Raw genomic sequence first — 14,411 nt, forward strand, 5'->3', positions numbered from 1 at the left:
GTTATCGTACATATCCAGGACCTTCTTCAGCTCATATGGATTATCATTTTTAAACAATTTTCCTTTTCTGCAACGAGGGCATTTATTTCCCAAAATGCCGGTAATAAAATTAGATTTCTTCATCACAATATTTTCTTCTGATCTTCATRTATATGCCTGATAAATGCATTTCTGATGCAGATAAGGACGAAGCGGCAACAGCTTCAATGCTCGGTACTACATTTGAGAGGTAAGATGCCCGCTAATACTATCCGTTAAGTTTCACCAAGGTGTTTCGCATTATGATTAAATAATCAATTGGGAACTTTGGATCGGACTAATTTCTGATAGTTTTCAGGTGAAAGAAGCGGGTCCTGGTTGTGGAATTTAAGTGGGGTCACGAAAAATACCCAGCCATTGTCTTGCGGACTTTCTAATATAAGATTTAGATTCCCGGATAATTTTTGATTCCGGCCAAGATATTTACAACCAAGAGGAGCATGTATAGGTATAATTTGGTCACCGGTATAGATCTCAGCAATAATGGTTCCTTTATCAATGATGCCTTTCGGATTATACCATATTATATTAACTATATTTTTAATTCCTTTTAGTCTGTGTGCAGAAACACCTACAAACCCAACGCTTCCGTTTAAATCAATCCACTCATGATTATTTGTGAAATTGATTCTCGGCCGAGAAATAGTTGATATTTTCATATTGCAAAGGTACCTTTGATGGCATTTGGTTTCATTGATACTTTTCAATTAAAAACCTGCAAAAAATCACTTTTTAGCCCAATGCGTCAATTATTATGAGTTTAGACGGTCTGTTTCCTATTTATAAGTGGAATTTTAAATCTCAGTCCATTCTGACTAATCTACCGGAGGATGAATGTGCCGATCTTTATTCCCACATGCAGGAGCAACGATATGGGAAAGGAGAAGTTATATTTAGAGAGGGAGCTGTTGCTTCCGGTATTTTCTTTGTAAAAAAAGGTAAGGTTAAAAAATACCAGGTTGATCAAACTGGCAGGGAACAGATTATATACGTTGCCAATGCAGGGGAATTAATCGGATATCACGCTATTTTGGCCGATGAGCGTTATCCTGACTCTGCTGCTACATTAGAAGAAAGTGTCATTGCATTCATACCCAAAGAAGATTTTATGACTATTATGGGAAGATCCACCGTGTTGCCGCGTAGATTACTCAAAGCTCTGAGTCATGAATTCACCGTATTGGCAAATAGCATTTCTGTATTTGCACAGCGTTCTGTTAAAGAGAGACTTGCAATCACATTAATTGTTTTGCGTGAAAAATTTAAACAGGAAACAGTTGCAGGGGAAGATATTATGATTAATCTTTCCCGTAGCGATCTGGCAAATATGGTAGGTACCGGTAAGGAGAATATTGTTAGATTTCTAACAGAGTTTAAAGCTGCCGGTATTTTAACATCACATAGCAGGAAGATCTGTATTAAAGACATCAAGCAGCTTATTAAGGTGTCAGGTTGTGGCCTGAGTTAATTGTGAATAACTTTTGCCCCTCTGTAAATGCAAACTATAGTGTTGATTTAAATGAACAGCGCAACAAAATGAGCGCGCAATAAAATTGCTTGAGCGACTCAATTTCTTTAGGGTGGCAGATTTGAAGGGTAATGGTGTTGAATACGAATTAAGATAGCATATGGTCATCCTGCTACCTGTTTCCAGGTAGGAGTAATCACTAAAATTAATAATAACATAAGATTCACGTCTTCCCACATCTATATCGCATTCCTACCTTTGTTTGTCAAAACCCAGGCTTTTATGAATGCTGATCAGGAAATTGAAGTGTTCCGTCAAATGAAACAGGATGACGTACAAGCGTTCAACCTTTTGTTCAAAAAGTACTGGGAAAGACTTTATTTATACGCCTACAAGAAGCTCAATTCCGAAGATGACGCCAAAGATCTCATCCAGAATATCTTCATCTCATTCTGGCTGAAACGTAACCAGATTATCATACAAACATCCGTAGAAGCCTATCTGTTCAGTATTGCCCGTTACGAACTCCTCTCTTTTATTTCCAGATCCATAAAAGCCCGTGAAAAGCAGGAAATCCTTATCAACACTATACTGCCGGCATTTGAGGAAACCCTCACACCGATGGAAGCGCAGGAAATAGATCTGCTGGTGAAGAGGGAAGAAGAAAAGTTGCCTAAAAGAATGAAAGAAATCTTCAAAATGGCCCGGGAACAAAACCTTACGATCAGGGAAATTTCACTACAACTACAGCTCTCAGAACAAAGTGTGCGCAACCAGCTTAATACGGCTATTAAGAAGATGAAAGTGGGTCTGGGAGAAGCTATCCTGACCGCCATACTCTTTAGTCAACTCTGATTTTTATGTCGCTTTACCCTTGTTAACAATTTCGTAATACACCCCGGATAGTTAAAATGCTGCGTTTTGTACGCTTGTATGTAAGCATAGCTATATGAAACTATCTGAACTGGAGATTTTAATCGACAAATACCTCGCGGGTAACGCATCAAAGGAAGAAAAGAAACGGATTGAGGACTGGCTCGATCGTCCAACAGCCGAGGCAGCTGATCTGACTCCTTTAAAAAGAGAAGAGCTGACCCAATATTTTTGGAAGAACATCATGGCAGGCATTGGTGTGGAGGAAGCACCTGTCCGTAAACGCGGTATGGTTGCCCTATTCAGACAAAAGCCTCTCCTGCGGATCGCCGCCTCGCTGCTCTTTTTATTGATGGCAGCAGGTATCATTAAATATATCGCCGGAAGGCATCAGGAGAGAACGCCCGTCTATGCTTCCATCATCGCCAAAGAGGGTAGTGCACTGCATTATAAATTACCGGATGGATCAGATGCCTGTTTATTCCCTGGATCTGTAATAGAGGTGCCTGACAATTACAATCAGTCGGACCGGAAAGTAAAAGTAACGGGCCGCGTATTTTTCGATGTAAAACCTGACGAGAGCAAGGCTTTTTATGTAGCGTCAGGGGAACTGCAAACCCGCGTATTGGGTACCTCCTTTGAAGTGAATACGCTTTCCCATCAACATCCCACCGTAGTGGTGAAAACGGGTAAGGTCGCTGTGGCCTATAAAGGGCGCCAACTGACAGAACTTACCATGAACAAGCGGCTGAGCGTAGATGTATCGCAGGCCGATCCTGTAGGAACCGTAGATAGCGTCAATGCAGCCAGCATCTGTAGCTGGTGGAACGGTGATTTTTATTTCGATCAAACTCCCTTACCGGAAATGTTACAAACTATCAGCCAATGGTATAAAATGCCGGTGACCATAGCCGGTAATAAATGGAATGCAGAAAAGGTCACCATGCATTTCGAAACCAACTTATCTATTCAGGATGTAATGCGTCTGCTTTCTCAAACATTGGGAAACAATTACAAAATGACCGGACAACACATCACTATTTATTAAAAGATTCCTGTAAACAAATCCAACAATATAAACTGTAGAAATAATTATAATGCGGCACAGAAAATTTATCAGGCATTTTGTTCTCCTGCTCTTTTCGGTAATGTTCATGGTGCGGATGCAGGCACAGACGCAGCAAAAGATTCGCCTTCAAAAAACACAACTGACAGTAGGTGAATTGGCAAAGGCGATTGAAACGCAAACGGATATACGCTTTTCCTATGGTAAAGATGTCATAGAAAAATTACCCGTAACAATAAAGTTCAAAGCGCAGTCTGTTTCCCTGCAAGATGTACTGGACGCGATTCGCGTACAAGCCAATATTGAATATAGCATCTTTTCACCCGTTAAGATCATCCTGAGAATCGACAAAAAAAGCGAACCGAAAAGCACCTTTGAAGAAGGCAGTTCAACTAACATTCATGGCCTTGTCACCGATGCGGAAAATGGAGATCCTTTACCAGGTACTACCATCACTATTGGTAATTCCAATAAGGGGACTGCTACCAATGAAAAAGGAATGTTCAGTCTCAGCAATGGCGCTGCCAATACGCGGATAGTCATAAGTCATGTGGGATATGACCGGCAGGAAGTGGTGGCCAGTAGTAGCGCCTTCCTGGCCATTAAGCTCGTACAGTCTAAAAACAGGCTCAGTGAAGTAACGGTTTCTGCGATCAGAAACCATAATACAGATGCTTCCCTGCTCGCCGAGCGGAGAAAAGCAGCGGTGATTTCAGATGGTATTTCTGCGCAGCAGATAGAAAGAACGGCCAGCATCACCACTACGCAGGCGTTGCAAAGGGTTACCGGGGTATCGATCACAGACGATAAGTATGTGGCCATACGTGGACTCGGCGACCGAAGCGTTATTGCCGAGCTGAATGGAGCGAGGCTCTCTTCATCGGACCCCGATCGCAGCACGGTTCCGCTCGACCTGATTCCGGCCGGTTTGCTGGATAATATCACTGTATATAAAACACTGTCTCCCGACAGGGCCGCCGATGCAGCCGCTGGTATCGTTGAATTGAAAACGAAATCAGTCCCTACGAAACAAACACTAGAGGTAACCGCCCAGGTAGGATTTAATACGAACATCGGTCTTAATGGGCAGTATAACGGCTTCTATAATGATAACGTTGGCTTCTGGGGACAAAAGGTAAAAACGCATTCGCTCACGCCTGATTTCCTGCAACTGTCGAATCAGTATCCGGGTGGTTTGATTCAGATGCAGGAAGTGTTTATCCAGAGCCGCAATAACCCTGCATTGGCGAAGGAGTCCATGCGGATCAACAGCATCATGCAGGGGATCGACCCGGTGCTGACGACCAGCTATAAAAAGGCAAGTCCGAATCAGTTGTACAGCATTTCATTTGGAAACTCCTACAAAGTTTTTAACGGACATAAGTTGGGACTTATCCTGAGCGCCAATTATTATCAGCGATACGAAGACATTTACAATGGCGAACGGAATCAGTATAGCCTGTACCAGGGCGTAGTGACCGGGTCGAGTAAGATCTTCAATCAGCTGCATATACCTGATTTTATTTCACCGGCTTACCAGCGGCTTGGCCATTATATTGGTTATAGTGAGAATACTGGTAAACGTACCATCAATTACGGCGGACTCATTGGTCTGGCTTACCAGTTCAATCCCCGTCATGTGCTGCAATTTCAATTTGTGGGCAGCCGTGGCGCGGAAGCTATTGCCAGCAACCTTACAGGGCAGTGGAAAAATACAGGACTTAATTTCCCGGTATACAACATTATTAACCAGTTAAAACTATCCTATCGCACCTTTGATACTTACAACATACAGGGAGAACATAAATTCCTGAACAAAGAATGGTCGCCCCGTTTAACCTATAATCTCAGCACGTCCAAAACCATACAGGATGAACCTGATTTCCGTTCGAGCAACTATGCGCAGCTGAGAACGGTACAACAAATGAATCCGAATGGCGCCGGCATTGGTTCAGATACTTATGCTTTTGTTACGGGGTTAACGCATGGTTTGGGCAATGACTATTCGAGTGCCATCATTGCCGATCCCAACGGGCGCCAATACAGGAAGCTGAATGAAGATAATTACAATGCCAAGGCAGATCTGACGCAACCCTTTATGGTAGGCGGCTTTCAGCAGATCATCCGGATAGGTGGCGCCTTTCTGCGGCGGGAGCGTGACTACCAGGAAAATATATTGGGCCTTCCGGGCAGTAGTTTAGGCGGTGGAGGCAATTTGCTGGGTGCCGTGAAGGGAGATATCAATCAGTTGGTTTCTACGCGCTATATCGGCCTGAAAGGGCCTTCTTCCTATGATGAGGAAGGGCAACCCAGGGTAGGAGGATTTTTATACCAGATAAAAAAATCACCCAACAATTATACCGGTACCTATGAAACAAGAGCTTTTTATTTCATGACCGATGCCCATGTGGGCTCCCGGTTACGTATAGCCGGTGGCGTGCGTTTCGAATCTACTGTTATTAATGCCACCGTAGATACGAACCAGGTATACCTGCCGCCGTTGTTAGACCTCGCCTCCAATTTGCCCGGTGTAAGCATCAAAAATGTGACTGATAGGCCTTTCTCAAATTATGTGGTAGACTATAAACCGTATTATTCAGCCAACATCACTTATGCAGTAAAGGACAATATGAACGTACGACTGGCTTACAGTACATCTTTGGCAAGACCAGAATTACGTGAACTCACCAATATCTATTCCTTCGATCCATTCCAGTTTGCGGTAGTAGGCGGTAATCCTGGTCTGCAAAATCAGCTTACCCGCAGTATGGACTTCCGCTGGGAGTGGTTCACCGCGCCGAATGAGGTGCTGGCTGTTTCTGCATTTTCGAAGTCGATCCGTCATCAGCTGCAGAAAGTGTTTAACTACAAATCTCAGGGAAGTCTGTCTACATCACCGGAGTTTCCGCTAATTAATTTTCAGAACGATCCCAATGAAGGTCAGGTATACGGAACAGAATTTGAATGGCGCCGCAACCTGGGCTTCCTGTCACCTTCATTGAAATACCTGTTCTTTAATGCCAACATTATGCTGGCCATGAGCCGGATTGAAAAGAGCCCGCAGCGACTGGAAGCATCGCGGATTAACGATCGCCGTTCACCTGCTACCAGCCCGGTTTTTGAACAGGCACCTTATTCCATCAATACCGCATTGGACTATAATAATCCTAAAACACTCACCAATATATCCTGCAACTTCAATATAGTAGGAGCGAGACTGGTACAAGTGCAGTTGGACGGTACCCCCGATATTTTTGACCGCCCGGTACCCATGCTCGACTTCGTGTTTTCACAACAGTTAGGCAAGTATTTTCAGGTGAAAGGGTTTGCTAAAAATATGCTGGATCCCTACTATCGTCAGGTATATACCAATGCAGGCAACAATGGTCAATATCATGGCAGCACTTATATATACAGACAGTACAAGCGAGGCTCGGAGTTTTCATTGGGTATTGCGTACAAAATCTTATAAAAATAATTCTTAAAAATAAAGCGTCATGTACTGTTATCTGCAACATCGCTTATGGCATCTGTTATTCCTGTTTTGTGTAGGTATAAACATGGGCTGTACAAAAACAAAATTATCAGCCGTGATACCGCAGGATAACCTGCTCAACCTTACCAACTCTAATATCCGTTTATTCAATATCAGTCAGCGTGATCAGTCCGTAGTGGTGAATAACATAGTGCTCGCCGCGCCCAGAGGCACCACCACGGAAGAGCTGAATATCTCAGCGATTGGCAAACAGATCTTTCCGGATGGCATCTGGAAAAATAAAACATCTTTTTCTATACCCACCGCATTGCTCGATAAATCCGGCGGAGCTTATCTTTCTATACCGAGTGTGAATAGTGAAGTAACGTTTAAGGACACGTTGATAAAAAATGATCCCGTGAATCCCATGGATTTTTACCTGTTACCTACCGGTAAAATAGTGAGCTTTCCGCGTAACAATACACCGCCGGTGAATCCTCAGAATTTTAAGATCCGCATCGTGAACCTGGGAGATCCCAATTCTGCATTCAATCTGGGAGGACCTGTATCACTCACGTTTGCGGATGGCGCCAGCGTAGATCCGCAGTTGAAAGGGATTGCCAATGGGGCCTCTTCTGCATATGTTGAAATACCTTATGGTGCTTATCAATTCAAATTATTTGCAGGAGCAGGAGGGATCGTTGATTTTAAAAAGCAACTGGTAACAGATAATATTCTCCCGGCATTCAACTATTGTATTCCTGGTGTATTACCACAGGAAGGTTTTATGCCCCCGGTGGTCACCTTTAAGCCAGGGGGAGTTTATACTATTATGGTGATTAACAGCCTGTTTACCTACGACTATACCTGCGGAGGCGCCACTGGCCGGGAATCGCGAAAGGCCAACGCCTATCAGGTTATCACAGACCTTGATCCGGGTGTTAATCTCACCTATGCACGCCTGAATGCCGTGAATACCATTCCAGGGAAGAAAATAACGATAAAGATAGATGGCCATTCAATGAGTGAAGGTCCGCTGGACTATATCGGCAACATCTTCCGGGATAAAGCAGTACCTGCGATATATCATACGGTGATACAGGGTAGTCATACTATTCAGGCACTGGACGAAGCGGGCAATGTGCTGGCAGCCACCACGCACCAGGTATATCCATTTGACAACAATACAATCTGGGCGTATCAGGACAAAGCCGGAAAGACACAACTGGTTTTTACTTCCAACGACATGACCAATACCATCTATAAAACCGGTGCTGATCCCAGTGGGGTGCTGGGGCCGGATGATGGTACAGACGGAGAACGCCGGCGACTCAGATTTACCTATGCCTGGCAGAGCCGCTTCATGAACTTTTGCAACGAACAACCAGTCATCACCTTCACCAACAACGGTCAGCTTTTTCTGCCCGAGTATATTTATCCCGATACCTTGCGTTTCCCATCGGCATACCGTAACCTGATGCCGGGTGTGGTTCCTCCCAAAAATGGCAGCGTCATTTATCCACTGCCCAACCCGATAGGATATAGGGCCGATGGTACCCCGGACTATGGGCCAGACATCAGTTACTTCCCGGTTAAAATCTGGGTGAATAATACTGCTGCTGGCCAGTCGCCGGGCATTTTACTGACGGACATTACCCCGGTTACCTGCATTAATACTTTTACCGCCAACGACCGGATGTACTCCAGTCCCAATATGAAACCACCGGCCGAAAACGGCGTATACACGATGGCGTTAGTGGGTGGAATAGCCGGCGCCAAAGCCCGGTTAATTGTTATCAAACACAATAAATAAGCGATTCATGAGCAATAGAATAACATACCTGTTTTTTATAGTGCCGATGGTATTACTCCTGGCTGGTTGTTATAAATACAAGGAACTGGATCCCGGCACAGATACGGCTTATATGAGGGTATTCAATTCGGTAGCTGTTGTACCCGATGTGTTACAGGGCGGTGGGGTTTCTTCTTTTTTTACGTTCCTGATGGACCCTGAAACAGATGCCAATGGTATTCCGGTGAACGCCGGGGTGATGGGAGATTTTCTGACCACCAGGCAATTGTACAGTACCTCGCGTCCTATCAACGCCGGTAATAGTTCAGAAGGGCAGTATGTCATTGACAGGTATGGCAGAAAAGTTTATAGCACCACTCCCCTGAATTATGAATATCCCGGTAATGCGCATGTATTAACGGCGCCTGCTATCAATGGATTTGACCTTTCCGCATGGGCACAGATTCCGGCAGGAAAGCATCGTATTGTATTTGTGAATCGTCCGAGGAATAGTATTGCCTTTCCTAACCTGTCGCAGGAAATAAGAAACCAGGTATTGGTGGATACGGTAATTGATTTTGAAAAAGATGAAGTATATACGTTACAGATACTTAGTCGTGACCTTGACAAGAATCAATTCGGATTGTATGTAAGAAAAGAACAGTTTACGCACCAGGCCTATGAAGAAGATAAAATTTACGTGGGATTCATTAATCTGTCTGGTGTAATGCCCAAACAGGCGGAACTTTCCTTCGCCTCCGTTTTTCCCGAAAAGACCAGTATAAGGTACAGTTATAAGACGCTGGATAGAAGTACCAGCACCTACCCATCGCTACCCGGCTACGATAATATTTTTTATACGAACCTGACGGAGAAAATGAATACGGACATTAACTATATGATGCTGCCGTTGCTGCCGAGGAATTATTTTTTTGAAAAAGATACGTTGCGCACCTACTACAGGGTAGACGACCTGAACACTGCCGGCAGAGCACTGAATTCGCTGCCTTACGTTGAATTTACTTTCGGAGACAGCGAAAGGCCCGGAAAGGTAGTCACCGTAGTGCAATACTCGGCCGATCCGGCTGTATACAATATCTACCGCTACGACCCTTTTCTTTCCAGCCCGGATCAGCCGGTTAAAGTCAACGTGGCACCTAATCTTAATTTAATCACCAGTGCAGGAAACAAGTACCAGGTATCTGCTACGCTCAACATCATGGAAATCGTGTATGACAGGATTTACATGATGCGGGTGCAACGTGGATTCAACGAAATTCCTCAATAAAAAATAATTGAAAAAGCGATGCGAGATTATATCAGATACGTTGTTTTTCTGCTCTTGCTGACAACAGCAGGTTGTATTAAGAAAGAAGCGATAGAAGCAACACCGCCCGATAGTGCCGCGGCTAGTTTAAGAAGTTTGCTGACTAATAATTTTTCCTTCAGCATGTTCTATGAAGCGCTGAAAAAAACTGGCGCAGATACTTTACTGGATAATGAAGCCGGCGGTTATACGCTGTTGGCTCCCGATAATGCCGCCTTTGGCCGATCCGGTATTACTGCCGATAGCTTGCGGAAGATGTCGCCGGATGATTTAAAGAAACTGATATTGTACCACGTAGTGCCGGGGAAAATAGGCAGTGCAGGGATTCCACAGGCGTATAATTTTCCATATCCTACCCTGGCGCTGGATAGCCTGTATACTTCCAGTACCTCGCTGGACACAAATCTATATGTGAATGGTGTTACTGTAGTTAAAAAGAACATCTATGCGCGAAATGGGGTCATTCATGCGTTGGAAAGAGCGTTGACAGTCCCGGCAAGATCTGTACAGGATATTCTTTCACTTAATCCTGATTATAGTTGCTTCGTAGCCGGATTGAAGAAATTCGGACAATGGGATGCGCTACGCGCCCGGAAACCATGTGTAATACTGGCGCCTACCAATGAAGCATTTGCTTCGCATAACTGGGATGTAGATGGTATCAATAATATGCAGGTGGCGGATTACAAAAAGCTGGTATTCGATAGCTATGTGCTGAGTCCTGCTTTCTTTTTTCTGACCGATATGAAAGTTGCCGCGCCCAGCGGGCCTTTTCTGAAAGACGATGTATTGCTATCAATTGTAAGGAGCGGTAGCGGAAACGGTATCAGGATCAAGGTATTGCCGCTTAATTACCGTGATCCGGAATATAGTCTTCGTACTATTTTTTTTGGTGACTGGGTAGACCTGCTTTATAGCAAACCTGGTAACCTGGCGGTAAATGGAATTGTTCACCAGCTGGACCAGTTGCCGGTAATTCCCGACAGTGCGCGGATCAGATAATCTTAATAACATTTCGTATGTACGTAAAATATACAATAAACAAGGGACGGGTGATGATACTATGGATGGTTGTCCTGATGCTGGCAGCAGGATGTCTTAAACCTTCCGACTCCGTTATTCAGCCATCTGCTTCGTTAAAATCCGGGAAAGGGAATTTAGGGAAAGCAATTGCTGGTATTGATTCGTTGAGCCTTTTTTCCCAGGTGCTGAATAAGTCCGGGTATGCCGCTATGCTCGAAACGAATAACCTGTACACCCTTTTTGCGCCGGGAAATGTGGCGATGCAGGTGGCAGGACTTAATGCAGATAAGATCGGGCAGCTTTCTCCTGATTCGTTGCGCAAAATCGTTTCCTATCATATTCTGGCAGGCGCCTATGATGAACATGCATTCGAAAGCCTGATGGTATCGCTGTTTCTGCCCACTTTGAAAAATGATACGGTGCTGGTGCCTCAACAAAAGTTTATCATAAAAACAGCGTGGTTATCCATACAAAAGGGGGATCAGTTGTATGTCAATAGCTATGCAGTAGCAGGCAATACTCCACCCGTAACAACGGCGAATGKCTTTATTTATCCGATTGGAAAAGTGATTACCAAACCAGCTGTGGACGAAAGCAGAACGATGTGGGACGTTGTTGATACCGATCCCGAACTAAGCATGTACCGGGATGCTGTTATATTACTGGATAGCATCAAGCGAAGCGATGCATATTTTGATGGGGTGTTGTTTTTTGATTTTCTTTCTCCTCCACTCGACCAGCCATTGCTTTCGGAACGGAAAACAAATCCGGTAGATGGTACTGTTTACCAGAAGAGCACACCTGTGTTGCTGGCACCTACCAATAAGGCATTTCATGACGCAGGTTTTCACTCTGTTGATGATCTGAGGACCCTTGCCTACAGATATCCATTTGGGGTAACAGCCCAGGTAAATGACGATTATTCGGAGATAACGTTTGACTACCGATTTTCCTCCCTCGACACGCTACTTGGCCGGAATATATTGGAGGGCATCACAGGGGACTATGCGTCAAAATATCCCGTGCGCATTTTGTATGCGGACATGCTCAAAGGAAAAATCAATAATGGCATCTTTAATAAAATGAACCGGCCCACTGCGTTAGTGTTGTTGCCTTATGTAAAATACCCGTATGATCTGCAGTTTTCCGGCAGCAATGGAATCGCTTATGTGCAGTGGAGCAGCCACCAGGAAAAAATAATGATACCACGGGATGCTGATCCATGGAAGCCGGTGAATAATTACAATCTCGACAACGGCATGATCTATAAGGTAGATAAACTTTTTTACCCTTTCAATTAAGCAATCAGTTTTATGATACATCGGAAACTACCAAGGTTTTGTTCAATAGGTTACTGGTTGGCTGCGCTATTTCTTTTGCAGCTCCTGCCCGGATGTAGTAAAGATCCCGTTTCATCCGGTGGGGAAGTGATAGACAGGACCCGCACGGGGTATGTTTTGGAAGATAATTTTAATTTTTCTATCTGCAACAGATTGTTGGTTTATACCGGGCAAACGAAGTTGTTGAAAGGAAGCGGAGCATCTACTTTTCTGGCGCCGGACAACGCTGCTTTTAGTACACTGGGCCTAAGGATAAGTGATCTTCCTTCATCACAATACGATAACAACTGGTGCATTACAATGGCAAACTATAGCACCCTACCTGGTGTACAGTCATTCCGGAAACTGCCCTTAGGTGACAACCAGCCTGTTTTGACGGGCAATGGCCACTATGTGTATGTAAGCCGCTACCTCCCTGGTACAGATACCATCACGCGGGTGAATGGCGTCCTGCTGTCGGATACAGATATCAAAACCAGTAACGGATTACTGCAGGTGCTGACACAGGTGATACAGCCAGAGAATGTGACAAACATACAGCAGTTTATATTGGGAGATACCACGCTGACGCTCTTTGCACTGGCGATGCAACATGGCGGATTACTCCCTTTGTTACAAACAGGAGAATACACGCTGCTGGCGCCGGTGAATGAAGCGATGCGACAGAAAGGCGCCATTAAACCGGGGTTGAATCTTACTACTCCCGACAGCATCCTGGCCACGAATCCGACCGAACTGGCGACATTGCTTAAGTACCATTTGCTGAAAGGCCGCTGTTTTCTGGACCGGATACATCGCATGGCGGATACTTCGGACAATCATGCGCTTACTACGCTGAATGGGGAACGCTTAGTGATTGGTGGAGATGCACAAACGTATAATTCCACCACTTTTTCAGGTAATAAAAACAACACGCCGGCAAAGATCTACTTGTGGGGCTACGAGCGCTATAATTTCGCCAATTTCCCGGCAGGTAATGGCGTGGTACATCACATCGATAATATACTTCTTCCATAATGCCCAACGACAAAACAAGACCATATGTTTAAAAAGATACGCTACGCCGGTTTAGTGATGATTTCCCTGGTATTATTCGCGTGTTCCAAAGAACTGGTGAATAAAGACGTTAATACCGCCAAACAAACCTGCCTTGAATATATTGCAGCCGACCCAGAATTATCCTGCTTTAATGCTGCGCTAAACCGCATTCATCTTACAGCAGATACTTCCTACCTGAAGAGAGGACCATTTAGTTTTTTTGCCCCTACGGATGCCGCCTTTGCGAAGGCAGGTATGACGGTACAGTCCATCAGTAATTTTGATAAAGACTCTTTAAGAAAGATTATTTATGGTGAGATCTTATCCGGTAGACTGGGCAGTGCTACGGTAGCGGGATATTTCAAGTTGAGTGCACTGTGTATGGATAGTACGTTTAATCCTATTCTTTCCCGCAACTATTATGGCCTTTTTCTGAACGGTACCGGTGCAACACGCTCCAGCGATTTAGGCGACGGTGTGGTGCATAAAATGGACAACGTGGTATTTCCCGGAACTATCACACTGTGGGAAATGATTAAAAACAACCCGAACCTGACTATGCTGACTGCAGCGTTAGAAAGGACTACACCTATACCCGGACAACCGTCCTCCTTATTAGACTACAGGAAGATACTGGATACCGGATTGCCTGAAAGTAACTGGATGACATCTACTGTGTTGTGTCCTACGGATGCGGCTTTTCGTAAACTGGGTTATAATAGTTTGGAAGACATTGCACAGCTCAGTTCCAGCGGTCTTAGTAGTCTGCTTAGAATGCACATTGTGAAGGGATATTTTTTTACGCCAGATTACTTTATGAATGGCACACTCGAGCCTGGATCCACTAAGCTGAAAGCAGGGAGCAATATCATCTCCCCCAACATTATACAAGCAAATATTAAAGCAACCAATGGCGTTGCCCACCTGATCGATCAGATCATTTTACCTTGATTTTTATAATCCTCCTGAT

Annotated in this window: 11 protein-coding genes; 10 read left to right on the plus strand and 1 reads right to left on the minus strand. The window is 44.5% G+C overall.

Annotation, left to right across the window (positions count from 1 at the left end):
• Positions 1-293: 293 nt before the first annotated feature.
• Complete coding sequence (locus tag AC1DP6_RS12910) at positions 294-698, minus strand: biotin/lipoyl attachment domain-containing protein (RefSeq protein ID WP_477055194.1); 405 nt, start codon at positions 696-698, stop codon at positions 294-296.
• Between the two features lie 95 nt (positions 699-793).
• Here AC1DP6_RS12910 and AC1DP6_RS12915 point away from each other — a divergent pair, with 95 nt between their 5' ends.
• The 10 genes from AC1DP6_RS12915 to AC1DP6_RS12960 all read left to right on the plus strand — a co-directional run bounded on the left by AC1DP6_RS12915 (position 794) and on the right by AC1DP6_RS12960 (position 14,392).
• Positions 794-1,507 (plus strand): Crp/Fnr family transcriptional regulator, encoded by a 714-nt coding sequence (locus AC1DP6_RS12915; RefSeq protein WP_477055195.1) that lies wholly within the window; start codon positions 794-796, stop codon positions 1,505-1,507.
• 282 nt (positions 1,508-1,789) lie between these two features.
• Positions 1,790-2,362, plus strand: coding sequence for an RNA polymerase sigma factor (locus tag AC1DP6_RS12920; RefSeq protein WP_477055196.1), 573 nt, complete (start codon positions 1,790-1,792; stop codon positions 2,360-2,362).
• A gap of 94 nt (positions 2,363-2,456) precedes the next feature.
• Positions 2,457-3,428, plus strand: a complete 972-nt coding sequence (locus tag AC1DP6_RS12925; protein ID WP_477055197.1) for a FecR family protein — start codon at positions 2,457-2,459, stop codon at positions 3,426-3,428.
• Between the two features lie 49 nt (positions 3,429-3,477).
• Positions 3,478-6,918, plus strand: coding sequence for a TonB-dependent receptor (locus AC1DP6_RS12930; protein ID WP_477055198.1), 3,441 nt, complete (start codon positions 3,478-3,480; stop codon positions 6,916-6,918).
• Between the two features lie 25 nt (positions 6,919-6,943).
• Positions 6,944-8,734: a hypothetical protein gene (locus AC1DP6_RS12935; protein ID WP_477055199.1), complete on the plus strand. Its 1,791-nt coding sequence runs from the start codon at positions 6,944-6,946 to the stop codon at positions 8,732-8,734.
• Between the two features lie 7 nt (positions 8,735-8,741).
• Positions 8,742-10,001 carry a hypothetical protein gene (locus AC1DP6_RS12940; RefSeq protein WP_477055200.1) on the plus strand — a complete coding sequence of 420 codons (1,260 nt, stop codon included), beginning with the start codon at positions 8,742-8,744 and terminating at the stop codon, positions 9,999-10,001.
• A gap of 18 nt (positions 10,002-10,019) precedes the next feature.
• Positions 10,020-11,042, plus strand: coding sequence for a fasciclin domain-containing protein (locus AC1DP6_RS12945; RefSeq protein ID WP_477055201.1), 1,023 nt, complete (start codon positions 10,020-10,022; stop codon positions 11,040-11,042).
• Positions 11,043-11,095: 53 nt separating this feature from the next.
• Entirely contained in the window at positions 11,096-12,364 is a 1,269-nt protein-coding gene (locus AC1DP6_RS12950; protein WP_477055202.1) for a fasciclin domain-containing protein, read from the plus strand.
• Positions 12,365-12,376: 12 nt separating this feature from the next.
• On the plus strand, positions 12,377-13,420 hold the full coding sequence (locus tag AC1DP6_RS12955; RefSeq protein ID WP_477055203.1) for a fasciclin domain-containing protein: 1,044 nt from the start codon (positions 12,377-12,379) through the stop codon (positions 13,418-13,420).
• Positions 13,421-13,444: 24 nt separating this feature from the next.
• Complete coding sequence (locus tag AC1DP6_RS12960) at positions 13,445-14,392, plus strand: fasciclin domain-containing protein (RefSeq protein WP_477055204.1); 948 nt, start codon at positions 13,445-13,447, stop codon at positions 14,390-14,392.
• Positions 14,393-14,411 lie beyond the last annotated feature (19 nt).

The sequence above is a fragment of the Chitinophaga sp. 01L420 genome (assembly GCF_056399985.1).

What these genes read in the sequence shown, in the direction of transcription:
- AC1DP6_RS12940 (WP_477055200.1), top strand. Translation starts at nt 8,742, where the DNA reads ATGAGCAATAGAATAACATACCTGTTTTTTATAGTGCCGATGGTATTA.
- AC1DP6_RS12935 (WP_477055199.1), top strand. Translation starts at nt 6,944, where the DNA reads ATGTACTGTTATCTGCAACATCGCTTATGGCATCTGTTATTCCTGTTT.
- AC1DP6_RS12910 (WP_477055194.1), bottom strand. Translation starts at nt 698, where the DNA reads ATGAAAATATCAACTATTTCTCGGCCGAGAATCAATTTCACAAATAAT.
- AC1DP6_RS12945 (WP_477055201.1), top strand. Translation starts at nt 10,020, where the DNA reads ATGCGAGATTATATCAGATACGTTGTTTTTCTGCTCTTGCTGACAACA.
- AC1DP6_RS12955 (WP_477055203.1), top strand. Translation starts at nt 12,377, where the DNA reads ATGATACATCGGAAACTACCAAGGTTTTGTTCAATAGGTTACTGGTTG.
- AC1DP6_RS12925 (WP_477055197.1), top strand. Translation starts at nt 2,457, where the DNA reads ATGAAACTATCTGAACTGGAGATTTTAATCGACAAATACCTCGCGGGT.
- AC1DP6_RS12960 (WP_477055204.1), top strand. Translation starts at nt 13,445, where the DNA reads ATGTTTAAAAAGATACGCTACGCCGGTTTAGTGATGATTTCCCTGGTA.
- AC1DP6_RS12930 (WP_477055198.1), top strand. Translation starts at nt 3,478, where the DNA reads ATGCGGCACAGAAAATTTATCAGGCATTTTGTTCTCCTGCTCTTTTCG.
- AC1DP6_RS12920 (WP_477055196.1), top strand. Translation starts at nt 1,790, where the DNA reads ATGAATGCTGATCAGGAAATTGAAGTGTTCCGTCAAATGAAACAGGAT.
- AC1DP6_RS12915 (WP_477055195.1), top strand. Translation starts at nt 794, where the DNA reads ATGAGTTTAGACGGTCTGTTTCCTATTTATAAGTGGAATTTTAAATCT.